The sequence below is a fragment of the Streptococcus rupicaprae genome (genome assembly GCF_040545225.1).
GTDB lineage: Bacteria > Bacillota > Bacilli > Lactobacillales > Streptococcaceae > Streptococcus > Streptococcus rupicaprae.
Map to the genome: position 1 here is coordinate 88,128 of NZ_JBEPLO010000004.1, position 22,199 is coordinate 110,326.

The window sequence follows — 22,199 nt, forward strand, 5'->3', positions numbered from 1 at the left end:
GATTCAAGTACAATTTGCTAATAAAGTACCTAGAAACTATCTCAATATCCTTAGCAGTCCAGTTCTGCTATTATAAAAATAGAAAGAGGAAACGATGAAAGCAGCACAACATAAAATTTACAATAAACAGAACATTGCCTTAGATTTGGTGGAGGTTGATAAGCCTCAGATTTCGGGTAATCAAGTCTTGATAAGAGTGACCGCAGCTGGCGTCAATCCCTTGGATAACATGATTTCACGAGGTGAGGTCAAGATGATTGTCCCTTACAAATTGCCACAAATAGCTGGTAACGAAGTGGTTGGTCTGGTGGAAGCTGTTGGCAATCAAGTGAGCCAGTTTCAGGTCGGTGATCGTGTTTTTGGTCGTCTGCCCCTTGACAACATCGGTGCCTTTGCGGAGTATGTAGCGGTGGAAGCTACAGCCTTTGCCAAAGTTCCTGCCTATCTGACTGATGTGGAGGCAGCAGCTGTGCCACTGACAGCTTTAACCATTATGCAGGCTCTTGAGTTGATGGGAGCACAAGCAGGAAAGACCATTTTCATCTCAGGTGGGACAGGCGGTGTCGGTGGGATGGCCATTCCTATCGCCAAGGCCAAAGGATTGACGGTTATTACCAATGGAGCTGGGGATAATGCCGAGCGGGTCTTGGCTTTGGGGGCAGATCGCTTTATCGACTATAAAGCAGAGGATTACACGCAAACAGTCAATGGTGTTGACTATGTCCTTGATACCTTAGGGGGGGATGAAACAGAGAAACAGATGACCATTATGAGACAGGGCGGACATTTGGTGTCATTGCGTGCCATGCCAAATGGAGCCTTTGCTAAGTGCATGAACCTTCCTAAGTGGAAACAGGTCTTATTTGGGCTGGTTGGTCGCAAGTTTGATCAAATGGCTAAAAAATATGGGGTATATTATGACTTTATCTTTGTCAAGAGTAATGGTGAACAATTGCAAGAAGTAGCAGATATTCTTGCACAGCGCCAAATCAAACCATCTATAGATACAGTGTACCCTTTTGAGGAGGTCAATGCTGCCCTTGATAAGGTAGCAAATGGTCGTTCACGTGGCAAAACTGTCCTTAGTTTTAAATAATAGGAGAAGCTATGTCTTATATCACAAGCAAAAATCAATACATAACTGTGGCTGGAAACCAGATTGCCTACCGGGAACTAGGCAAGGGCAAGTCCAAACTGCCCTTGGTCATGTTGGTCCATTTGGCCGCAACCTTGGACAACTGGGACCCAAAATTGCTAGATTTACTAGCTGAAAAAGAGCATGTCATTGTCCTTGACCTGCCTGGCGTCGGAGCCAGTCAAGGCAAGGTAGCTCCTACGATTCCAGGAATGGCAGAGCAGGCTCATGCTATTATCGAGGCTTTGGGGCATACGAAAATTAACCTGCTCGGTCTTTCGATGGGTGGTTTTATCGCCCAAGAAATCGTTCGTCTTGATAGCCAAATGGTTAACCGCTTGATTCTAGCAGGGACAGGTCCTCGTGGGGGGAAAGAAGTTGATAAAGTGACAGGAAAGACCTTTCGTTACATGCTAAGAGCAGGTTTGGAGCGCATTGACCCCAAACGTTATATCTTCTATAACCATGACGAAGAAGGTAGCCTGGAAGCTGAAAAAGTTTTGGGACGTATGGGCCAGCGAACAGCCCCCTATTCAGACAAAGCTATCAATGTCCTAGGATTTTTAACTCAGTTAAGAGCTATCAAGCGCTGGGGGAAAGAGTTGCCAGACGACTTGTCCTACATCACTCAGCCGACCCTCATTGTCAATGGGGATAAGGACATGCAGGTCCCAACGGAAAATTCATATGACATGCACCATAAGATTGCAGGTAGTCAACTCATCATCTATCCCAATGCCGGTCATGGTTCTATCTTTCAGTATGCGTCTGAGTTTGCAAGAGAGGTCATTGACTTTTTGAAGATGTAGGATATTGCTGGCACGGAGAAAATAAGAAAACCCTCAATCGATTGGATACCACTTGTACTTCCTTTGAATTCTTGGTAGAATACATGCGGAGGGAATGCTATGAAATTAACAGGTTTTGAAGACTTACGTGTGAAGCGTACGATTACAGCTATTTATCAAGCTTTTGAGGAGTTGATCTGTCAGTTGGATTATGACAAAATCACAGTGACAGAGTTAGCCAAGCGTGCTGTCATCAATAAGAAGACCTTTTATCGCTATTACCCGACCTTGGATGATTTGCTAGCTGAAATGCAAGAACAGTATGCTCAGGCCTATATTGACGTGATTAAGGATTTTTCGTTGCCTGAGGATTTGGAAAAAATGCAGCGCGCCTTTTTTGAGTTTTCAGCCCAGCAGGGAGAGGCCTACGATAAGATTACCATCAGCCAATCCTCTTACAAGGATATTCGGCAAGATATGGTTGATATGGTTATGGCGTCTACTTGGTCTAAGGCCGAGAAGGTCAACCAGCTCAGTGATTTTCAAAAGATTAGCCTTTTGAATTTTGTTCAAAATACAGGACTTGCTATCTACCGTCAGTGGGTTGAAGAGGGGAAGAACACCCCTCTTGAAGACGTGATTGAAACAGCCAATCTTCTCACCCTGGCAGGCGTCAACTCCCTTTTGACATAATTTTTTGCCACAATTTTGGTTCATGTGTGGCATAAGCCACTTTTTTAGAAAAATGCCCATTGTGTTTGTCACGATGGGCATTTATAATGGACTTAGATTAAAACAAAAGGAGGTGGATGATGAAGGATATTTGGAACCGTTTGGCCACTGGCGAGGTAGTCAATATGATGGAGAAAGATTATCAAGACATTGTGCTAACAGAGTTTAACCGTTGTCGAGACCTACAATTTCAAATCAATCAAACCCAGCCAACCTCTCCTGAGCTTCATGCACTCTATAGTGACTTGCTTGGAAAGAAATTGCCGGTATCGACACATATCATGAGTCCATCACAAATTGATTTTGGAAGAAATGTCTGCCTAGGAGAAGGAGTATTCATCAATCACAGCTTGACGCTTATGTCCATCGGAGGGTTGACAATTGGTGATGGCACCTTTATTGGCCCCAACGTCAGCATTGTGACCGATAATCATGATATGGATGATCTTTTAATCCTGCGTTGCCAGCCTGTCGTGATTGGAAAAAAGGTTTGGGTTGGAGAAGGTGTCAAAATTATGCCAGGGGTTACTATTGGCGACAATGCATTGTTAGCTAGTGGCGCAGTCGTAACCAAGGATGTTCCAGCCAATGCCATTGTGGGCGGCAATCCAGCTAAATTGATTCGGATGAAGGGGGAATAGTTGTGAAAAATGGAGAACAAGAGATTATCGCCCTCCAACATGAGATTTGGGAAGCGATTATTGCACGCGATTTTGATCAACTCAATCAACTCTATCCAGAAGACCATCTTTTTCGCCATGTTGGTGGTTACTACCAGACACGGGAGGAATACTTCGACACTATTCGGAGAGGAATCTTTCGGTATTACACCTACGTGCCTATTTCTGAGACGGTGCGCTTCATCAACGATGAGCGAGCCATTCTCCATGCCAAGGCCAAAACAGACGCTCGTATTTATGGATTTCGGAAGGTTTGGACCATGGACTTTGAGTTGCCCTTTGAAAGGGTAGAAGGGAGGTGGCAACCAGCTAATGAGGGTTAAATTTGGACGCATGACCTTGCTACTAGTGCTACTGCTAGTAGGCTGCAATAACCAGCAAGGACAAAGAGAGCACACGACGACAGCACAGGATCAAGTCAAACATCATCAGGAGGAAGAAATGTTAACACAAGCTGATAAAGAGGAAATGATAGTCATTTTTGAGCAAATGCGCCAGGCTATGATAGATAAAGATATGGCTACTTTAGATGCTATTTTGCCAGATGACTATTTGGCCGTTCATATTACCGGGAGAACCCAGACCAAGGCAGAATGGTTAGCGGATATCGAAAATGGTGAGATGAATTACTATGATTTTTTGGATACAGCATATACCTTTTCACAAGAAGGTGATCGTGTCCTCATGCAGGTTAAACAGCGAATCCATGCTAAGATATACGGTAGTGAGGGGACTTGGTCTGTGCCAGGCGATCGCTACTTTCAAAAAATAGACGGCCAGTGGAAAATGGTTGATTAAATACAAATAAAGAGAGGTAAAAACATGAATACAGAAATACTTATAGAAAAATTAGCATTAAAAGAATTAGTTGATACATTTTCTAATTTAGCAGATATCAAGGATACAAAAGCGCAGGTGGAATTATTTACAGAAGATGCTAGCGTGACATCATACAATGGCGATCAAGTGTTCAAACAAGAGGGTAGAGAAGCTATCGAGCAAGCTTTCGCTAATTTTTTAGCGCTATTTGATACAGTTTACCACCTTAATGGCCAACAAGTCGTCCAAATTGATGGGGATAAGGCAACAGGCACAGCTTATTGTCAGGTGGTCTTAATCGGTGCTAATGAAAAAGGTAAGCAGGTTCAAACAACGCAAGGTGTTCGTTATGAGGATGAGTACGTCAAAGTGGATAATCAATGGAAGATAGCCAATCGTACGTCGCATTTCATTTACACAGACGTCAAAGAAGTCTAAGGACTACAATATAAAGGAAGGAAACTATCATGGAACAAACGTATTTAACACTCAATTCAGGCTATAAAATGCCCCAATTTGGAATCGGTGTCTATTTAGTAAAGCCAGAAGAAACGAAGCAAAATTTACTGGATGCCTTCACACTTGGGTATCGTCATGTGGATACGGCGCATGCCTATCAAAATGAGCGTGAAGTTGGGCAAGCTGTTAAGGCCTCTGGATTGCATCGCAGTGAATTGTTTATCACTTCAAAATTCTGGCCGAGTGACTATGCCGATCCAAAGGCGATTGACAAAATGTTAGCGCGTTTAGATATGGATTACATCGATCTTGTTCTCCTGCACCAAGAAATTGGGGACTACAAAGCAGGTTGGAAAAATTTGGAAGCAGCTGTTCAAGCTGGTAAGGTGCGCTCTATCGGTCTCAGCAATTTTGAGTCTGAGCGTTTGGAAGAAATTCTTGAGATAGCAACCGTCCAACCAGCAGCTCTGCAGGTAGAATGCCACCCATATTTCCAACAAAGGGAGTTGAAAGAACGGATTGCAAGTATCGGGACTATTATCGAAAGCTGGTATCCACTAGGGCACGGTGATGCTACCTTAATCAATGAGCCTATTTTTACTGAATTAGCGCAAAAATATGGCAAGACCAATGCACAGATTATCCTACGTTGGCATATTCAGTCTGGTCATGCAGTCTTTCCAAAAACGACCAATCCAGACCATTTAAAAGAGAATATTGCCATCTTTGATTTTGCCTTGACCGATGAGGAAATGGCAAGAATCAATGCCCTTAATAAAGACTTCCGTTATTTCAATATGACCTTGGAAGAACGTGAGAAAAACCTAATGGCCTATGTGCCAGCGGATTAATTGTCTCTACTGTTGACGTCTATTTTAGAAGTATTGTCTTTAGTATCTCGACAGTTCCGTTTTCAATTGATTTACCCTTAGAATACAGCACAGAAAATTTCTTTTCCTAGACTATAGATCATTCATTGGTTATGATGTGCTGGAATTAGGAAAGGTTGGTCAACACAAATTCAATAAGAAAAAGGCTTGAAATTTGGTTTCAATCACCTGATTTCAAGCCTTTTCTAATATTGTTGATCATTTACTTTTAATAAAATATAGCGTTTTTACATAAGACTAAACAAATAGAGAATACGAAAGTCGTCGCCTTGTAAGTAGTAATTAATGATTTACTGGCCAAGTCCTTTTAAGGTCTTGGATAAGTGGTGTTAGTCGCTCTTTTTCTGAAGTGAGGTAAGTCATATAAAATGGAAGGCTAGCACGTTCATCGGTAATCAAAAGCATTTTGCGATTGTTATTCTTAATCGAATTTCTAGAGAGGTTGGTTGAGAAGTAAGCTAGGTTTGAATGTTGCAAAATTTCATGAAAGGTTTCTCGATTGTCCTGACTGAGAAATTTTCCGTTGGGAATTTCCTCTCGAACAACATCTCCCCATTCACCTAGGCCAGACATAGTTAAAAAGCTTGTGTTAGCTAAAGTTCTAAAAGTTGTTGTTTCAACGTTTGAAGCGACCATTTTGGCATCTAGATGGACGGAGAGGATCTCCTCCCCGATATAGAGGGATTCAATCTGATCGGTAAACAGTTCTTCAGTGGTGAAAACAAGAGAGAAACGGTGGGAAAGCAAGGCCTCCTCAACTTGACTTTGAGCAATAATCGTCTCATCCATAGTGGCTCGAAGTGATTCGTTCTCTTGAAACAGATAAATGGGGCCAGGGGCAGTGGAAGAGAGTACTATCTGGTATTGTTCTTGCTCAAATTGACGCAGTTCTTTCACAAATTGTTTATGCTCTTTTAGTAATACTTCCGCTTTTTGAGCCGCTAATTTTCCTGTTTCGGTTAATTCTAGGCGATTCGGTGTGCGGATAAAGAGTTGAACAGCCAACTCTTCCTCAAGTCTCTGCATGCTACGGGTAATAGTTGGTTGAGTTAAGAGAAGAGCTTCTGCAGTAGCGGATAGACTACCTAGCTTAGCAAATAAAACTAGGATTTCAAGAAGGCGATTTTCGGTATAGGTCATTGTAAGTCCTTCCTCCGTGAGCGTTTCTTTAGCATACGTTATATGTATACTACCATAAACATATGGTTCTGTGCAACTTAAAAGAATTCTGTTAGGATAGAATTATCAAAAAGAAAGTGAGTGATTATTATGCAATATGTCACATTAAATAATGGTATTCAAATGCCTATGGTTGGTTTTGGTGTTTTTCAAATTCAAGATGATGCCACTACTCAAGCAGTCGTTGAAGAAGCCTTAAAAACGGGCTATCGCCTAATAGACACTGCCCAATCCTATGGAAATGAAGTAGCCGTTGGTCGTGCCATTAAGGCGTCTGGCATTCCACGTGAGGACATCTTTGTCACGACCAAACTTTGGATTTCAGACATGAGTTATGAGGGAGCTAAAAAGGCCTTTGCTGACTCTTTGGCAAAATTAGATCTAGACTACGTGGATCTTTATTTGCTACACCAACCGATTGGAGATACTTTTGGCGCTTGGCGTGCCTTGGAAGAGCTTTATAAAGAAGGAAAAATCCGTGCTATTGGCGTGTCTAACTTTAAGGAAGATCAATTAGCTAACTTGGCTTTATTTAATGACATAACACCTGCTGTTAATCAAATCGAATGTCATGTTTTTCATCAAAAAGAAGAGCAAGTGGCCTATCAAAAAGAAAAAGGCATTATAACAGAAAGTTGGGGTGCTTTTGCAGAAGGCAAATTTGATGTGTTTAGCAACCCAGTTTTGACGGAAATTGCCAACCAATATGGCAAGACAACCGCGCAAGTTATGCTTCGCTGGCAATTACAACGTGGTATTGTGAGTTTGTCAAAATCAGCTAATCCAGAGCGTGTCCGCCAAAACTTTGACATCTTTGATTTTGAATTATCAAGCGATGACATGGCAGCGATCAAGGCGCTCAATACAGATACAACTGTATTTGCAGACCATCGTGACGCATCAACGGTTGAATTATTGGCTGGTTTTATTGGGAAATCATTTTAAAAAAGAGAAGAATTGAAGAGTTAGTGATATGCACAAGATCTCTCATTCAGTAACCTTTCTGGTCAACAGATTTATATTGATTACGGGGTAACAACCGATTGGAAACAAAGCGCCCTTTTTGATACCCCAACTAATCCATTTTATCGTAAAAACAACGAAGGAGAAGATTATGGTAACAAGAGTTAAACAATTATCTAAACAAATTTGGTCAGCCAAATTAGCTAATGACACAAAGAAAATAGCAGATTTCATTGCTGATAATGCTAAATTTGTGCATATGGGCATTACGTTTGATAAAAAAGGAGAACTGGATGCCTTTGATAGTCAAAAATTTATCTATAAACATGTTGCGATAACAGACGAATGGATTGAAGACTATGGTCAGACCGTTATCATCTTTAAAAAACTCGTATTAACCGCACAAGTTGGGGACAGTGAGGTGGAGAATCCATTTATAGTTTCTGAGATTTTTACGAAGACTAATCAAGACTGGTACTTAGTAGGGGAAACGTACACTCGGATTGCCAATGATTTTGATAGTTATCAAGTGTTATAGCATTTTGAATTAGCAAAACCATTGCTACTTGAAAAAATTTAAGCATACGTTCGGTGCATATTTCTATACTAAAAGAGCAGTTTCCATAAATCAATTATTAGTTTACACTACTATGTTACAAAGGGCAGTAACAGCCAACAATAAAACTATTTGCAGAAGGAGTGTTAATGCCATTGCACCAGGGGCGATTCGTACAGATATTTGGAATTTGACAGATTTATCAGCTGAGGAAGCACAGGCACATGAGCAGGCTATTTCTCAACTAATCCCAATGCACCGATTTGGACGTCCCGAAGAAGTTGCAAGTCTGGCAGTTTTTCTAGGTTCTGAACAAGCCTCATTTGTGACAGGAGCTATTTATGGCGTTGATGGTGGACAAGGGGCAAGTTAAGAAATGTAGAAATGGAATGAAACATAAAAAAATTATAGTGGTTCTTAGTCTATTATTCCTTCTATTAGCGGGAGCTAGTTGGATTTATTTACAAGCGAGACAAGATATAGTGCAGACAACGACTAATAATTCAAGTAATCTAATGCAAGAAACGCAAGATGTGCCTCCGTCCTATTTGGAGGAGATGGAAAATGGCGGAACAATTGAAGAAGTTACTTATAAAAGTAAGGATTATGCAGATGCTAACCAAGATATTAAAAAAGTAGCCTACGTTTATCTTCCTCCAGGATACGAAACAGAAGATGAAACGACTTCTTACAATATTCTGTATCTGATGCATGGTTGGAGGATGACTGCTGGAGATTTTTTCCAATATTCTGATTTGAAAAATATTTTAGACCATATGATTGAAAATGGTAATATAGAGCCTTTGATTGTGGTGACACCAACCTTTGATGCAGAAAATGCTCCCCAAGATTTCAGTCGTTCGGAAGCAGAAATTCGGAACTTCTATCATGATTTTCGGAATGATTTAGCTCCTTACATCGAAGAACGTTATCATACCTATGCAAGGAGTGGCGATGTAGCTGATTTACAAGCTAGTCGTAATCATCGGGCTTTTGCAGGTTTTTCGGGAGGCTCTGTGACGACCTGGTCACAATTCCTGCACAATTTGGACTTAATAAAATACTTTGGACCAATGAGTGGTGATAGTTGGGAAGTTGAGGTTTATGGTGGACGAGATAAAAGTCAAGCTACGGTCGATTTATTTGAACAAGTAGTGACAGAAGGTGGCTACGATATATCTGATTATCAGATTTACGCAGCAACTGGTACAGAAGACTTCGCTCAGGATTTAATTGTGACACAGGTGGAAGAAATGTGGACACGACAGCCATTTTCTCAAGATAATCTGACACTTCATATTAGTACAGGTTCAAGTCATGACCTTCTTGCTGTTCAAGAATATCTGTACAATATGCTCCCAACGTTATTTGTCAAAACAAACTAAAAAGCCGATTCAGATGAATAGTCTATCAGTATTTGTAAAATGAATACTGCAATAAACAATAAGTATTGTACTATTCACTCTTTTAAAAATAAAATAGATTCATAAATAAGAAAGAGGAAAAAACATATGACACAACAAATCACATTAAACGATGGAAACAAGATTCCTGCAATTGGCTTTGGAGTATTCCAAATTCCAGCGGATGGTTCAACTTATACAGCAGTGAAAGAAGCTTTGGAAGTTGGCTACCGTCATATCGATACGGCTCAAGCCTATTTCAATGAGAAAGAAGTTGGGCAGGCTATCAAGGATTCAGGTATTCCACGAGAAGAAATCTTTGTAACCAGTAAACTCTGGATTCAGGATTTTGCCTATAAGACTGCTAAGTCAACAATTGATGCGACTCTAGAGAAAATGGGACTTGACTATCTTGACCTCTATCTACTTCATCAACCTTACGGGGAAGTGGAGCAGGCTTGGAAAGCTCTTGAAGAAGCCAAAGCTGCTGGTAAAATTAAATCCATCGGTGTTTCAAACTTCACACCAAACTTTTGGAAACAATTTATTCCAAATTTTGCAACTATCCCAGCTGTCAACCAAGTTGAGTTCAACCCATACTTCCAACAAAAAGAATTACGGAACCTGCTTGCGAAAGATCAAGTAACTATTGAAGCGTGGGCTCCGCTTGGCCAAGGTAATAAAGAATTATTCGAAGAGCCTGTGATCACAAAACTTGCAAGTAAGTATGGCAAAGACGTAGGTCAAATCATTTTACGCTTTGCAAACCAAGAGGGTATTGTTGTCTTGCCAAAATCAACTAAAAAGAGCCGTATGACTTCCAACAAAGATATTTTTGACTTTGAATTAACTGCTGAGGAACTAGCCGAACTCCGTGCCCTTGATAAGGGGAAAGGATCTCATGATCCAGATGCCCCAGGTGTAGGAGAATATCTATTAACGGTTTATGATATTCATGCCCATGATTAAAGACTGCTGAGGCAGTGTGATGACAAAAGTGTTAATTTTAGGAGCCGCCGGTCAAATCGCAAGTATGGTTACAAATTATTTACTTGACCAGACTGACTTTGATTTAGTGCTATATGCTAGGAAGGCTCATGAACAACTTGCAAATTTAACATCTGAACGAGTTCAACTCATAGATGGTCAGTTTGACGATAAAGAACAATTATTGAAAGCTTTAGAGGGAGTAGATGCGGTCTATCTTAATTACGTGTCAGGCCCTGAGGTCTTACAAACTGCACTAGATTCTATTATAGAGTCTGGTGTAAAACGATTGATTGCTGTAAGTGTACCGGATATTTACCAGGAGATTACTGGTCCTTTTCAAAAATGGTATCGGCAAAACACTGGTATCATGTGGACCTCACCTGTCCGAGATTTTGCTGATAGGATAGAAGCAAGTAGCTTGGATTATGTTATTCTTCGTATTACTTGGCTTTATAATAAAGGGTTAGTTCCTTTAGAAATAACTCGGAAAGGTGAACCCTTTACTTCCGCTCAAGTATCAAGACAATCGGTAGCACAATTTGTGGTTGACTTGCTCACTGGTAAAGAAAATTATTATCGCGAAAGTTTGGGATTAGGTGAAGTAGGAACTGCCTTTACTAAGCCTAGCTTTTACTAAGCAACTACCCCATTAAAGAAAGAGAGAACTGATAATGCAAACACAAAATGTTGTTTTTTTGAATAAAGAATTAAACCTCCGCCTCGCAGGTATCCTTCGCTTGCCTGCAAACTTCGATTTGAATACCAATTACCCGGCAATTGTTGTAACGGGGCCCATGCTTTCCGTAAAAGAACAAGCTCAAGCCGTTTATGCCGATGCACTTACAGAAGCGGGTTACGTTACCTTGGTATTTGATGGCGCTTATTTTGGCGAAAGTCAAGGTTTCCCACGCCAGCAAGAGCTTCCTGATGTCAAGCAATCAGATATCGAAGGGGCTATTGACTTCCTTGAGAGCCTTCCTTACGTTGATAATAGCCGTATTGGTGGTTTAGGCATGTGCGGGTCAGGTTCTTATATGTCTGTTGCTGGTGTCAAAGATAGCCGTTTAAAAGCTATTACCGCAGTCGTGCCAGCTATTTCTGATATTTCAACTTCGCCAATGACATCATTCTTCTTGCCAGAAGAGGAAGTAAGGATAGCTAAAGAAGCTTATGAAAACGGAACAGGTGACCTAATTACACTTAATTTCCAACCTCGTGCCTTTGAAGAGGGGGCACAATATTACTATTCTGCTCGTGGAAACCGTTCTCGTTGGAGCAATCAAGTTGTGGCTTGGAGTCAATTAGAGCTGATCAATTACAATGTGACCAATATCATGAAAGATATGACCAAACCGTACTTGGTTGTTACTGCTGAAAATGCCTGGAGCCAACCAGCATCTCGTGAAATCTTTGATGCAGCCAAGAGTGATGTAAAAGAATGGGTAGTTGTCCCTGAAGCAAGCCACTTTGACATGTACGACCTCCATCCTTTTATAGATGTCGCCTTTGAGGCAATCATACCTTTCTTTGAAAAAAATATTTAATCCTAACTATCCATTTGAATAATGAAAATAGATAAAAACGAGGTAAACAATGCAATACACAATACTTAATAACGGAATTAAAATGCCTATGGTTGGATTTGGAGTTTTCCAAATTCCTGATTTGGAGCAATGCCAAGCAGTTGTTGAAGAAGCGATTCGAGTAGGCTACCGTCATTTTGATACCGCCCAAATCTACGGCAATGAGGTCGCTGTTGGCAAAGCTATCAAAGCTTCAGGCCTACCGCGCGAGGAATTTTTCATCACTACTAAGCTCTGGGTTTCAGATTTCTCTTATGAGGGAGCCAAAGAGGAATTTGCCGCATCCTTGGAGCGATTGGACATGGATTATGTAGACCTTTATCTCATTCACCAACCATTTGGAGATATTTTTGGAGCTTGGCGTGCTATGGAGGAACTCTACAAAGAAGGTAAGATTCGTGCTATTGGTGTATCAAATTTCAAATCAGACCAATTAGCCAACCTTGCCGCCTTTAACGAGGTAACTCCAGCAGTTAACCAAATCGAACTCCATGTCTTTAACCAACGGAATGAAGAACGTGCCTATATGGCAGAAAAAGGTGTCGTTGCGGAAAGTTGGGGAGCTTTGGCTGCTGGTCAATTCGATGTCTTCTCAAATCCAGTCTTAGTTGAAATTGCTAGAAAATATGAGAAAACGACTTCTCAAGTTATGTTGCGCTGGCATTTGCAATTAGGCCTAGTTTCATTGGCTAAGTCCGTTACACCAACTCGCATTCAAGAAAACTTTGATATTTTTGACTTTGAATTATCAGCTGAAGACATGGAAAAAATTTCTAGTCTGAATACAAATACGACACTTTTTGAAGATCATCATTCAGCAAAAGCTGTCGAAATTATTGCTGGATTTGTTGGAAAATCATTTTAATAGGTATAAAGTGCGGTAAATAAGGAGAAAGTGGGATGACAACATTATTTATAAACGGTAGTCCCAATAAAAATGGCAATACCGTCGCTTTAGCCAAAAAATTATTAGGAGATCAATCTTTTGAAACGCTTCATCTAGCTGATTATAAAATTTATGATTACGGACAAGATTTCTCAGATGATCAATTTGAAGAGGTGCTAGCAAAGCTATTTGAAGCAGATACAATTGTGCTTGGCTCACCAGTCTATTGGCATAGCATCAATGGTTTGGTACGGAATTTCCTGGATCGACAGTATAATCGTGTCGAAGATCAGCTCATCGGAAAAGTGTTGTATTTCATCTTTCAAGGCTCAGCTCCGACGCAGGAAGTTCTTGATATGGGAAACTACACTATGAGCCGTTATGCCGGCTTGTATGGAATGAACTACAAGGGTATGATAACTAGGTAAGGAAGGGAGAGGTTCATGAAGAAACTAAGTTTATTTTTCTAGGATTTTTGACAGTTTTTGTCCTTGTTGCAAGTAGCAGTGGTAAGCAGAGTACGCAAACAAGTGAGACAGCTAGCAGTCAAACGGCGGAATCCAGTCAAGAAGCCAGTTCGGCAGATGATAGTCAAAAAATTCTTGTTGCTTATTTTTCCGCCTCTGGAAATACAGCCATGATTGCCCAAGATATCGCTTTTGAAACAGGTGGAAATCTATTTGAAATCAAACCACAGAATCCATATAGCGAGGCTGATTTGAATTGGACAGAAGAAAATAGTCGTGTCGTCCAAGAGTATCTCAATGAGTCCCAACGGGAAACGCCTTTGGAAGTAGTGAGTCCTGAAAACTGGGCAGATTATGATGTTATTTTTATTGGCTATCCTATTTGGTGGCAAGAAGCTGCCTGGCCTATCAATGATTTCGTTGAAGAAAATGACTTTTCAGGAAAAACAGTCATTCCATTTGCGATATCTACTAGCTCTGATTTAGGGGAAAGTGGAAATTTACTAGCAGGGATGGCAGGAACAGGCAACTGGGAAGAAGGGCAACGGTTTAGTTCATCAGCTACAAGCTCAGAAGTAGCTGAATGGCTTACTGAGATAGGATATTAAGATTTCTATGGAAAGAGAGAACAACTCTTTATTCTCACAAGAAATAAATTTTGGTATAATACTCCTTATTAAGGAGGAGTGAACATGTATTTAATGTCAAAAGAGCGTTTAATCGCTTTTACAGATGCCGTCTTGGCGATTATCATGACGATTTTAGTTTTGGAATTAGAACGGCCGGATCAGATTAGCTGGCAGGCTCTATGGGATTTGCGGACCAATTTTTTCGCTTACACCATTTCTTTCTTCTGGTTGGGAACCATGTGGGTTAATCTGCATCGTAGTTGGGATGTGATTGATAAAATCAACACCAATTTGGTTTGGAGTTCGATTGTTCTACTTTTTTTCTCCTCATTTTTCCCTTATACAACAGCCCTTGTTTCTGCTGATTTTAATAACCCAGTAGCCCAGACCTTGTACGGTTTGATAGTGCTACTTGTAACAGCCAGCAATGTCTGGATGTATCGTGAATTAGAGCTTCTCAATCCTGCTATTAGCAAAGATCAAGGATTTAATATTTTAGACCGTGCAGGCATGTTGGATATTGCCTTAAAAGTCATTGGGCTTCTCCTATCCTTAACCATTTATCCACCTGCCATGATGTGGGTTGTCTTAATCACCGCCATGGTGATTGTGATTCCGCGGTCTATCTAAAAAGCATCATCGTCCCTACTGAAAGGTGGCGAAATATCGAGTCATTAAACTTAGGGAAAGGTTTAAATAGGTCAAAATAACATACACAAAAAGTTATCGTCAGTGTTTTGAAGTCAAATTATATTAGCTAATCCAAAATGGAGGATACTCATGGAATATACACAATTGGGAAACACAGGGTTAACCGTTTCAAAACTATGTTTGGGCTGTATGAGTTTTGGTGAAGCAGCACGTGGTTTTCAATCCGGCTGGATACTCGATGAAGAGAAGAGTCGCTCGATCATCAAAAAAGCACTGGATGCAGGAATCAATTTTTTTGATACAGCTAATATTTACGGTTTTGGCTCTAGTGAAGCATTTTTAGGGCGGGCTATTCGTGAGTTTGCTAAGCGCGAAGAAGTCGTCGTTGCTACAAAAGTTTTCTTTGGAGATAGTACCTTTGGTAATGGACAAATACCAGCTCCTAATACGGCAGGTTTATCCCGCAAAGCAATTTTCCATCAAGTGGACGCTAGTTTGAAACGTCTGGGAACAGATTATATCGATATTCTTTATATCCACCGTTGGGATTATAATACCCCAATTGAGGAAACGATGGCTGCGCTTAATGCTTTGGTGCGTGCTGGTAAAGTTCATTATCTCGGAGCTTCTGCTATGTACACCTGGCAATTTCAAAAGGCGCAATACATTGCTGAGAAAAATGGCTGGACCAAGTTTTCAGTCATGCAAAATCATTACAATTTAATTTACCGTGAAGATGAGCGAGAAATGATCCCATTTTGTCAGGATTCAGGAGTAGCTTTGGTACCTTATAGCCCTCTGGCAGCTGGCCGAATTGTCCGCGACTGGTCAGCTGATACAGCCCGCAGTAAAACGGATGAGACCAATAAAGCTAAATATGACCACCAAAAGGAACAAGACTACCCTATCGTGGAACGTGTCGCAGAACTGGCCAATCGCTATCAGGTCAGTCGTTCGCAGATTGCACTGGCTTGGCTGTGGAACAAAGGTATTCATTCGCCCATCGTTGGTGTGACCAAAGAACAGTACCTAGATGATTTTATGGGAGCATTCGAGGTTCGCTTGACGAAAGCCGATATGACCTATCTTGATGAACTCTACCGACCACATGCCATTGTTGGAGCTTTATAATACGCCCATTTTTAATTATCTCGTCCTTTCAAAAAAGGGACTTAAAAGCGTTTGATCAACTCTTCTACTATAAGTTCAAAGGACGTACTCCCCATATAATTTTCAGAAAAATAAGCGATAAACCACCAAGATCTTACCAAATGTTCATTGTAGTAAGATCTTGGTGGTTGGTTGCTATAAGTAGGGAAGTTATTGACGAAGTAGCGATACCGGTTCTATCTATATGGACTTCCGACTAGCTTTTGTCACCACCATCTGAGCGTCATCTAAAACGTACAAGCCACAGAAGTCCCCAGTGTTTAGGGCGGCGATGGCTTCGTTTGAAAAGTGCATGGCATGAACGTCAAATCCGATGGAGCTTCCATCTTCAAAATGAGCCTTGAAAGCTTTATTGGAAACGGTGTGTTCTAGCGTAAAACGGGTAGGCAGATTTTCGCTGTGCCCGACGACTGTCTCAACCTCAAGATCAAGGACGCGGACATGCTTGATGAATTGATAGCCACCCTCTGGAGCAGCCTCAAGGGTTAAACTCGCAAAATGATCGGAGTTGATAATCACTGCTAGGCCGAGTCGACCTTGGTTGACAAGAGTGTTGGCAGTGTCTAGGACCACTTCAAAGCTCTCTTCGTGTTCGGTCTGCCGAAGGGCTAAAAAGGAAGGTGTCGCTAGATCATTGAGCCGGATAGCAGATCCTGTCAGGCTGAGGGAGTCAGCTCCGATTTTCAGACGATCAGTGAGGTCCGAGCGGAGGCTGACCCATTCTGGATGGAGGCTCTCTGTCGTGAAGTTGTCCTCGAAAGGCTTTAGTTGTTGCGGATTTTTCAGAACTTTGGCATGGTCTGGGAAGGCTGTCAGATCGACCAGTTGAGAAGGACTGCCATCATTGATGACTGGCCAATCGCCTGACCAATCTACAGGGTAGAGCAAGGTTTCACGACCAATATTGGTAAAGTGTACAAAACCGACAGAAGCAGGACGTGTGCCTAGACAGGTCAGCCACCAGTTTCCTGCCGTATCTTGAAAGAGGTCAGCATGTCCGATATTCTGAAGGGGCTCGTCCGCTCGGTCACGGTTGGTAAAGAGAGGATTTTTAGGCGCAGCTTCATCAAAAGGTCCCCAAAGATTTTGCCCTCTAAACATGGTAATCATATGCCCAAGGCCTGTTCCGCCTTCAGCCATAAGAAGGTAGTAGTAGTCGTCTTTTTGGATGATGTGAGGGCCTTCAACATCGCGTCCACCTGTGCCCAAGGTCAAGACTTCAGGACCACGTAAAATGGCACCGGTTTCTAGGTTGATTTCGACCTGTTGAATAGCCTTAGTGCCCTTGTCATCAATGTAGCCCGTGAATTGGACATAGGTCTTGCCATCTTCAAAGAAGAGGTCTGGATCAATACCGAAGATATCCACGACGACTCGGTTATCCTCCCAGATAATGGCTTGCCCATCATCAACTAAACGTCCACGGATGATGAAGTTTTTGAACTCAGCAAAGTTCGTTGTGATGACATAAAAATGCCCATCGTGGTAACGGATACAGACTGCAAAGATTCCTTCATTTGATTTTGATTGTCTTAGATCGGCCTGTTCAGGTTTTGTGGCAATACTTGGCAATTGGGTCCAGTTGAGCAAATCTGTGGAGGTTGAAAGGGCAATGCCTGGGTAATATTCAAAGGTCGAATTGACCATGTAGTATGTTTCCCCAACACGGACAATTGATGGGTCGGGATACATGCCACGTAGGATAGGGTTTTGATAGTGAGTTACAGTCATGAAAAGTTCCTTTTTAAGCTAAATCTGTGCGATTTTGTAGGTGATAGTCACCGTTAATTTTGACTAACTGGGCGAATTGTGGCATTTCTTGGTAGCGATCATTGGGGAAATGATAAGCGATGCGTTTGACATGGTCAATTCCCGTAAAGACCATGGCATGACCACCATTCTCAGGGAAAAGAGGAGTATCCAGCTGAATCCATGGGCCTTTAATGATTCCAGATGCTGATTTGGCTAGACCAACAGCGTATCCTTTTGTTCCCCAGCTGGACCATAACATGAAAAGTTCTCCATCATCGTCTTTAAAGATAGATGGGCCATCTGTCAAGTAGACATCTCCGTCTAAACCAAACTCAGATTTTGCAAAAGGGACTGGTTTTGCCCAGTTCGCATCCGCTGCTGAAAATAATTTAGTGGGTGTACCTAAGGGCTTGGTCAGGTCATTTGATAAAGGCAATAAACACATATCTCCATCTGGTGACGTCTCAAATGAGTGAGAGAAGATTAAGTAGGGAGTACCCTTTTCAACATAAAGTGTTCCATCAATAGCAGCCCAATTTTTAGGCGTCAATCGTTCGCTAATAAGTGAAAAGGGACCAGTAGGATTATCAGCCTCTAGGAGATAAATGCCTTTATGACGATCTGGAGCACCGAGAGTAGTCAAGAGATAGAATTTGCCATTATAAACATAGACTTCGGGCGCCCAGAAATTCTGTGTCGCAAAGAAATCCTCATCACGATTAAAAATTTCAATCGGTCCTTCCCAGTTGATTAAGTCTACAGATGTATAACAATCAAAACCAGAAGCGTCGGACCAGGTCGTCTCACTCCGTGTGCCATAGAGATAATAAATCCCATTATGAACCAGAATGTAAGGGTCTCGGATGGTAATGTCACTTCGTTTCATTGTGTCTCCTCTTTTAAACGCTACCTTAGCTATTGAAATCTGTTTTTATCTTGGTGAAATCAAGATCTGCCGTACTCTGGAAGCGCAGTCTAGCATGCTTTAGCTCTTCTCCGCCTACAGCTACTGAATAAGCGCCAGAAGCGTTAATAGCTGTTACACCAGCGACAGCATCTTCAACACCGATGCAGTCTGCTGGGGCCAAGCCAAGTCCTTGAGCTGCCGCTAGGAAAATATCAGGCGCTGGTTTACCGTTAGCAACGTTAGCAGGGTTTGCAATGGCATCAAAAGCATCTGAAAGGCCTAATTTCTCCAAAATCAGAGGCCCATTTTTAGAAGCTGATGCCAGAGCTAGCTTGACGCCATTTTCCTGTAACGTTTGAATAAAGTCAGCAATGCCTGGTAGGATATAATCCGGTGTTAAGACTTCTAACGCTTCAACGTAGGCCTCATTTTTTTCCCCAGCCAGACGAGCAAACGCGTCAGCTGGGACACGGATATGAAGATGGTCTAAGATAACACGAAGGGAATCTTCACGGCTAACGCCTTTGGTTTTTTCTTCCAATTCATCAGGGAGGTCAGCATTGAAATATTTTTTAATGAGGTTCCGCCAAGCAGCAAAGTGGAAGACAGCAGTGTCAGCAATGACACCGTCTAAATCAAATAAAGCACCTTTAAACATAGAACGTCCTTTCTCAATGGAGCAAAAAGAGATGACTCGTCGGTGTTCTTTGAACATCAGCAGTCCACCTCTTTTTTAGTTGTTAGGAGTGGCGTTGAGCCAGAATTGGTGTAGCTTCTAAAACAGTATTGATCTGCTTCAAATGCTCATCTGAAATGGTGATAAATGGTAGAATGGCATTGAGCTTAGTAAGAGACATTTTGCCAAGTCCGCCGTGAACAGCATCAGGATCCTTACGGAAGAAATCAAGGACAGGATCGATAGCATCAATTTGTTCGATTAGGTAATCGTCAGCCATGATTTCTGCAGCAGTTGTTTCGGCAGAGTAGTGTTCGATGTAATTTTGATTTGGGACATAGCTAATGTCATAGTGACCAGCAGTCAGATCAAATTGACCACCTTGGCGACTGTCGCCATTTACCATGACAGCAACGTTCTCAGAACGTGGCAGGGTGACATGAGCAGTGCTGCCAAATGGGATCTTGATTGCCATCTTGATGGTATGGTTATCATCAGACTCGATGTGGTAAGAGACAGAGATAGGACCATACGGGCTATCAAATTCTCCCGAAACCTGATCCAAACGGTAATCAAATTCGGGAGCAATATCAAACGCTTGGTACCCTTTTTGCGGGTTACGGATACCCACGACATATTTATAGGCCCACTCCATAATGGCACCAATAGAGTAGTGGTTGAGGGAATTCATGCCCTCAGGATTCATGCTGCCATCAGGCTCGACAGAGTTCCAGCGTTCCCAGATTGTGGTTGCTCCCATATTAACCGCATAGAGCCAGCTTGGCAGGTCTTCCAGAAGGAAAATCTTGGTTGCCAATTGATGTTGCCCAAATTGAGAGAGCATTTGGTTGATAAATGGTGTCCCAACAAAACCAGTCTTAAGGTGATCGTCATCCTTGTGGAGGCGAGCGACTAAATCCTTAGTCACACGTTCACGGAGCTCTTCTGGGACCAAGTCAAATTGGAGCGTTAAGGCATATGCTGTCTGTGTATCGATGGTGAGGCGTCCTGTTGCTGAGATGTATTCGTTGCGAATAGCGTCTAAAATAGCAGCAGATAGTTGGCCATAATACGTAGCATCTGCGTCATTTTCCAAGAGTTTAGCCGTTTCTGCTACGATATGCGCTGAATAATGGTAGTAGATCGATGCGATAAAGTCTTCGTCTGTTTTACCGGTTGGCATGGCAGGGTTTTCGCCGTCAAGAGCTAGCCAGTCACCAAATTGGAAACCGCCTGTCCAGAGGTTTTGGGTCTTGGTTTGACGTCCAATCCAGTCCACCCAAGCTTTCATATATTGATAGTGCTCTGTAAGAATGCTGGCATCTCCAGTTGCCTGATAGGTGTTCCAAGGGACGACGGTTGTGGCGTCTCCCCAGATGGCGCCACCTCCATCGGGGTTGCCAAAAGATGGGGCATACATGGGTGAGCGACCGTCGTTGAGGTCTTGTTCGATGGCGAGATCTTTGAGGTATTTGCGGTAGAAGGCATAGACATCCATATTAAAGAGGGCAGTGTTTGAGAAGACATTAGCGTCTCCGGACCAACCCAGACGCTCATCACGTTGCGGGCAGTCTGTTGGAACATCAAAGAAGTTTCCTTTTTGACCCCAAATGACGTTTTCAAAGAGGCGGTTGACTTTAGCGTTGTTAGTCGTGATATGACCGGTAGAGACCATATCTGAGTAGATGACATCTGCCTTGAAATCTTCTGGATGGATGACATCAAACCCTTCGACTTTCATGTAACGAAACCCATAGTAGGTAAAGGCTGGTTGGACCCATTTTTCTTCACCGTCAGAGATATACTCAAAAGCAGCTCGAGCGGATCGGAGGTTTTCTTTATAGAAATTACCTTCTTGAAGAATTTCCCCAACTTGGAGGAAGACTTTCGTTCCTTTAGGCAATCGATTATAAAAGCGGAAGAGCCCAGCGTGGTTTTGCCCGAAATCAAGGACAGTCTCGCCCGCAGGGGTATTCAGAACTTCGACAACATCCAACGTTTCTTTGACTACGAGTGGGAGGCTGAGGCGGTCTGTCAAGACAGCGTAGTCACCCTCTACTAGGACAACAGGTTCCCAATCCGTGATTTCTTTAGAGTCATCACGGTCTTCACCGTAGTAAATGGCTGATTTGCTTACACGACCAGCAGTCGTTTCCCAAGAAGCATCGGTTGAAATGATCTCGGAGCTACCATCTTCGTAGTCAATATGGTACTCTGCAAGAGCTCGGTGCTGATCACCATAGATACAATCTATGCCTTCAATAAAGCCATAAGCCCCTTTGAACCAACCATCAGCTGTCGAGATCAGTAATTCATGGTCGCCTTGGGTAAAAGCGCTCGTCACATCATACGTTTGGAGTTGAACCCATTGATCATAGGCTGTTTGCCCTGGAGCTAAGAATTCCTTGCCTACTTTTTGCCCATCAATGAAGGTTTCATACACCCCCAAAGCTGTCATGTAGAGGCGAACTTTAGCGACGGGTTTAGCTACTGAAACAATCTTACGGAACAGTGTGTTTTGGATCTCTTTATCCTTATTGGCAATCCATTTAGCCTCAAAAGCTTCTGTCATCTTCCCTGTTTCAAAGAAAGAGGTCGCTGAAATAGTCTGGCCATCAGTTGTTTTTAGGTTCACAATCACGTCATAGCGTGTGCGTGGTGCTAAGTCAAGGTTTAGTTCAAAGCTGTTACTATCAAATGGAATAAAATCAGACCGATGGACAAGGCTGTCTCCGCTTTTGATTTCTACTTGTTTTTCAACAGTCTCAAATTGCTCTGCTTCTACCTTAAAGCCAACGTGGAGGCTTTTGTACTCAAAACCTAGGGGCTCGGTCATGTGATTGATGGTAATAGTTGTAATTTTCATGTGAAAGAGATCTCCTTG

The 22,199-nt window shown here is 42.2% G+C and carries 24 protein-coding genes and 1 pseudogene; 20 read left to right on the plus strand and 5 right to left on the minus strand.

The annotated features are described in order from the left end of the window. Window positions 1-94 precede the first annotated feature (94 nt). The 8 genes and pseudogenes from ABID29_RS02810 (at window position 95) to ABID29_RS02845 (ending at window position 5,464) form a co-directional block, all read left to right on the plus strand. Window positions 95-1,096 (plus strand): NADP-dependent oxidoreductase, encoded by a 1,002-nt coding sequence (locus tag ABID29_RS02810; RefSeq protein WP_354364246.1) that lies wholly within the window; start codon window positions 95-97, stop codon window positions 1,094-1,096. Window positions 1,097-1,107: 11 nt separating this feature from the next. Continuing rightward, the gene (locus tag ABID29_RS02815; protein WP_354364247.1) at window positions 1,108-1,944 is read left to right on the plus strand and encodes an alpha/beta fold hydrolase; all 837 of its coding nucleotides are present in this window, start codon (window positions 1,108-1,110) and stop codon (window positions 1,942-1,944) included. A 99-nt stretch (window positions 1,945-2,043) separates the two neighbouring features. Beyond that, window positions 2,044-2,616, plus strand: coding sequence for a TetR/AcrR family transcriptional regulator (locus tag ABID29_RS02820; protein ID WP_354364249.1), 573 nt, complete (start codon window positions 2,044-2,046; stop codon window positions 2,614-2,616). A 515-nt stretch (window positions 2,617-3,131) separates the two neighbouring features. Beyond that, window positions 3,132-3,281, plus strand: a pseudogene (locus ABID29_RS12310) (sugar O-acetyltransferase); the annotation flags it as partial. 17 nt (window positions 3,282-3,298) lie between these two features. Further along, window positions 3,299-3,658 carry a nuclear transport factor 2 family protein gene (locus tag ABID29_RS02830; protein ID WP_354364253.1) on the plus strand — a complete coding sequence of 120 codons (360 nt, stop codon included), beginning with the start codon at window positions 3,299-3,301 and terminating at the stop codon, window positions 3,656-3,658. Next, window positions 3,648-4,133 (plus strand): nuclear transport factor 2 family protein, encoded by a 486-nt coding sequence (locus ABID29_RS02835; protein ID WP_354364254.1) that lies wholly within the window; start codon window positions 3,648-3,650, stop codon window positions 4,131-4,133. Before ABID29_RS02830 ends, ABID29_RS02835 begins: the two co-directional genes overlap by 11 nt. A 24-nt stretch (window positions 4,134-4,157) precedes the next feature. Then, a complete protein-coding gene (locus ABID29_RS02840; protein ID WP_354364255.1) occupies window positions 4,158-4,592 on the plus strand; it encodes a nuclear transport factor 2 family protein in 435 nt (144 codons plus the stop codon). Window positions 4,593-4,621: 29 nt separating this feature from the next. Next, the gene (locus tag ABID29_RS02845) at window positions 4,622-5,464 is read left to right on the plus strand and encodes an aldo/keto reductase (RefSeq protein WP_354364256.1); all 843 of its coding nucleotides are present in this window, start codon (window positions 4,622-4,624) and stop codon (window positions 5,462-5,464) included. A gap of 321 nt (window positions 5,465-5,785) precedes the next feature. Here the strand turns inward: ABID29_RS02845 and ABID29_RS02850 are convergent, their stop codons facing one another. Next, the gene (locus ABID29_RS02850; RefSeq protein WP_354364257.1) at window positions 5,786-6,643 is read right to left on the minus strand and encodes a LysR family transcriptional regulator; all 858 of its coding nucleotides are present in this window, start codon (window positions 6,641-6,643) and stop codon (window positions 5,786-5,788) included. A gap of 129 nt (window positions 6,644-6,772) precedes the next feature. On the opposite strand from ABID29_RS02850, the gene ABID29_RS02855 reads away from it, so the two are divergent. The 12 genes from ABID29_RS02855 to ABID29_RS02910 all read left to right on the plus strand — a co-directional run bounded on the left by ABID29_RS02855 (window position 6,773) and on the right by ABID29_RS02910 (window position 15,941). Beyond that, the gene (locus ABID29_RS02855) at window positions 6,773-7,627 is read left to right on the plus strand and encodes an aldo/keto reductase (protein ID WP_354364301.1); all 855 of its coding nucleotides are present in this window, start codon (window positions 6,773-6,775) and stop codon (window positions 7,625-7,627) included. Between the two features lie 169 nt (window positions 7,628-7,796). Further along, window positions 7,797-8,183, plus strand: coding sequence for a nuclear transport factor 2 family protein (locus ABID29_RS02860; RefSeq protein WP_354364259.1), 387 nt, complete (start codon window positions 7,797-7,799; stop codon window positions 8,181-8,183). 112 nt (window positions 8,184-8,295) lie between these two features. Next, on the plus strand, window positions 8,296-8,574 hold the full coding sequence (locus ABID29_RS02865; RefSeq protein WP_354364260.1) for an SDR family oxidoreductase: 279 nt from the start codon (window positions 8,296-8,298) through the stop codon (window positions 8,572-8,574). After that, window positions 8,543-9,586 (plus strand): alpha/beta hydrolase, encoded by a 1,044-nt coding sequence (locus ABID29_RS02870; RefSeq protein WP_354364261.1) that lies wholly within the window; start codon window positions 8,543-8,545, stop codon window positions 9,584-9,586. The genes ABID29_RS02865 and ABID29_RS02870 overlap by 32 nt, the downstream gene beginning before the upstream one ends. A 126-nt stretch (window positions 9,587-9,712) precedes the next feature. Next, window positions 9,713-10,573 (plus strand): aldo/keto reductase, encoded by an 861-nt coding sequence (locus tag ABID29_RS02875; RefSeq protein WP_354364263.1) that lies wholly within the window; start codon window positions 9,713-9,715, stop codon window positions 10,571-10,573. Between the two features lie 19 nt (window positions 10,574-10,592). Continuing rightward, entirely contained in the window at window positions 10,593-11,231 is a 639-nt protein-coding gene (locus ABID29_RS02880; protein WP_354364265.1) for an NAD(P)H-binding protein, read from the plus strand. 34 nt (window positions 11,232-11,265) lie between these two features. Beyond that, the gene (locus ABID29_RS02885) at window positions 11,266-12,138 is read left to right on the plus strand and encodes an alpha/beta hydrolase (RefSeq protein WP_354364266.1); all 873 of its coding nucleotides are present in this window, start codon (window positions 11,266-11,268) and stop codon (window positions 12,136-12,138) included. A 49-nt stretch (window positions 12,139-12,187) separates the two neighbouring features. Continuing rightward, window positions 12,188-13,042 carry an aldo/keto reductase gene (locus ABID29_RS02890; protein ID WP_354364268.1) on the plus strand — a complete coding sequence of 285 codons (855 nt, stop codon included), beginning with the start codon at window positions 12,188-12,190 and terminating at the stop codon, window positions 13,040-13,042. A 35-nt stretch (window positions 13,043-13,077) separates the two neighbouring features. Next, window positions 13,078-13,491, plus strand: a complete 414-nt coding sequence (locus ABID29_RS02895) for a flavodoxin family protein (RefSeq protein ID WP_354364270.1) — start codon at window positions 13,078-13,080, stop codon at window positions 13,489-13,491. A 47-nt stretch (window positions 13,492-13,538) separates the two neighbouring features. Next, the gene (locus ABID29_RS02900) at window positions 13,539-14,138 is read left to right on the plus strand and encodes a flavodoxin (protein WP_354364271.1); all 600 of its coding nucleotides are present in this window, start codon (window positions 13,539-13,541) and stop codon (window positions 14,136-14,138) included. A gap of 93 nt (window positions 14,139-14,231) precedes the next feature. Further along, complete coding sequence (locus ABID29_RS02905) at window positions 14,232-14,789, plus strand: TMEM175 family protein (RefSeq protein WP_354364302.1); 558 nt, start codon at window positions 14,232-14,234, stop codon at window positions 14,787-14,789. Between the two features lie 150 nt (window positions 14,790-14,939). Next, window positions 14,940-15,941: an aldo/keto reductase gene (locus ABID29_RS02910; RefSeq protein ID WP_354364272.1), complete on the plus strand. Its 1,002-nt coding sequence runs from the start codon at window positions 14,940-14,942 to the stop codon at window positions 15,939-15,941. A gap of 219 nt (window positions 15,942-16,160) precedes the next feature. Here the strand turns inward: ABID29_RS02910 and ABID29_RS02915 are convergent, their stop codons facing one another. From ABID29_RS02915 to ABID29_RS02930, 4 genes are all read right to left on the minus strand, one after another. Beyond that, window positions 16,161-17,711, minus strand: a complete 1,551-nt coding sequence (locus ABID29_RS02915; protein WP_354364273.1) for a glycoside hydrolase family 43 protein — start codon at window positions 17,709-17,711, stop codon at window positions 16,161-16,163. 13 nt (window positions 17,712-17,724) lie between these two features. Further along, window positions 17,725-18,618, minus strand: coding sequence for a glycoside hydrolase family 43 protein (locus ABID29_RS02920; RefSeq protein ID WP_354364275.1), 894 nt, complete (start codon window positions 18,616-18,618; stop codon window positions 17,725-17,727). Window positions 18,619-18,643: 25 nt separating this feature from the next. Then, the gene (gene pgmB / locus ABID29_RS02925) at window positions 18,644-19,297 is read right to left on the minus strand and encodes a beta-phosphoglucomutase (RefSeq protein ID WP_354364276.1); all 654 of its coding nucleotides are present in this window, start codon (window positions 19,295-19,297) and stop codon (window positions 18,644-18,646) included. Between the two features lie 82 nt (window positions 19,298-19,379). Further along, window positions 19,380-22,181, minus strand: coding sequence for an alpha-L-rhamnosidase (locus ABID29_RS02930; protein WP_354364277.1), 2,802 nt, complete (start codon window positions 22,179-22,181; stop codon window positions 19,380-19,382). Between the last annotated feature and the right edge of the window lie 18 nt (window positions 22,182-22,199).

Bases quoted from the DNA above. Each gene is read 5' to 3' on its own strand.
- ABID29_RS02810 (WP_354364246.1), top strand. From the start codon at position 95: ATGAAAGCAGCACAACATAAAATTTACAATAAACAGAACATTGCCTTA.
- ABID29_RS02815 (WP_354364247.1), top strand. From the start codon at position 1,108: ATGTCTTATATCACAAGCAAAAATCAATACATAACTGTGGCTGGAAAC.
- ABID29_RS02820 (WP_354364249.1), top strand. From the start codon at position 2,044: ATGAAATTAACAGGTTTTGAAGACTTACGTGTGAAGCGTACGATTACA.
- ABID29_RS02835 (WP_354364254.1), top strand. From the start codon at position 3,648: ATGAGGGTTAAATTTGGACGCATGACCTTGCTACTAGTGCTACTGCTA.
- ABID29_RS02840 (WP_354364255.1), top strand. From the start codon at position 4,158: ATGAATACAGAAATACTTATAGAAAAATTAGCATTAAAAGAATTAGTT.
- ABID29_RS02845 (WP_354364256.1), top strand. From the start codon at position 4,622: ATGGAACAAACGTATTTAACACTCAATTCAGGCTATAAAATGCCCCAA.
- ABID29_RS02850 (WP_354364257.1), bottom strand. From the start codon at position 6,643: ATGACCTATACCGAAAATCGCCTTCTTGAAATCCTAGTTTTATTTGCT.
- ABID29_RS02855 (WP_354364301.1), top strand. From the start codon at position 6,773: ATGCAATATGTCACATTAAATAATGGTATTCAAATGCCTATGGTTGGT.
- ABID29_RS02860 (WP_354364259.1), top strand. From the start codon at position 7,797: ATGGTAACAAGAGTTAAACAATTATCTAAACAAATTTGGTCAGCCAAA.
- ABID29_RS02865 (WP_354364260.1), top strand. From the start codon at position 8,296: ATGTTACAAAGGGCAGTAACAGCCAACAATAAAACTATTTGCAGAAGG.
- ABID29_RS02870 (WP_354364261.1), top strand. From the start codon at position 8,543: ATGGCGTTGATGGTGGACAAGGGGCAAGTTAAGAAATGTAGAAATGGA.
- ABID29_RS02875 (WP_354364263.1), top strand. From the start codon at position 9,713: ATGACACAACAAATCACATTAAACGATGGAAACAAGATTCCTGCAATT.
- ABID29_RS02880 (WP_354364265.1), top strand. From the start codon at position 10,593: ATGACAAAAGTGTTAATTTTAGGAGCCGCCGGTCAAATCGCAAGTATG.
- ABID29_RS02885 (WP_354364266.1), top strand. From the start codon at position 11,266: ATGCAAACACAAAATGTTGTTTTTTTGAATAAAGAATTAAACCTCCGC.
- ABID29_RS02890 (WP_354364268.1), top strand. From the start codon at position 12,188: ATGCAATACACAATACTTAATAACGGAATTAAAATGCCTATGGTTGGA.
- ABID29_RS02895 (WP_354364270.1), top strand. From the start codon at position 13,078: ATGACAACATTATTTATAAACGGTAGTCCCAATAAAAATGGCAATACC.
- ABID29_RS02905 (WP_354364302.1), top strand. From the start codon at position 14,232: ATGTCAAAAGAGCGTTTAATCGCTTTTACAGATGCCGTCTTGGCGATT.
- ABID29_RS02910 (WP_354364272.1), top strand. From the start codon at position 14,940: ATGGAATATACACAATTGGGAAACACAGGGTTAACCGTTTCAAAACTA.
- ABID29_RS02915 (WP_354364273.1), bottom strand. From the start codon at position 17,711: ATGACTGTAACTCACTATCAAAACCCTATCCTACGTGGCATGTATCCC.
- ABID29_RS02920 (WP_354364275.1), bottom strand. From the start codon at position 18,618: ATGAAACGAAGTGACATTACCATCCGAGACCCTTACATTCTGGTTCAT.
- pgmB (WP_354364276.1), bottom strand. From the start codon at position 19,297: ATGTTTAAAGGTGCTTTATTTGATTTAGACGGTGTCATTGCTGACACT.
- ABID29_RS02930 (WP_354364277.1), bottom strand. From the start codon at position 22,181: ATGAAAATTACAACTATTACCATCAATCACATGACCGAGCCCCTAGGT.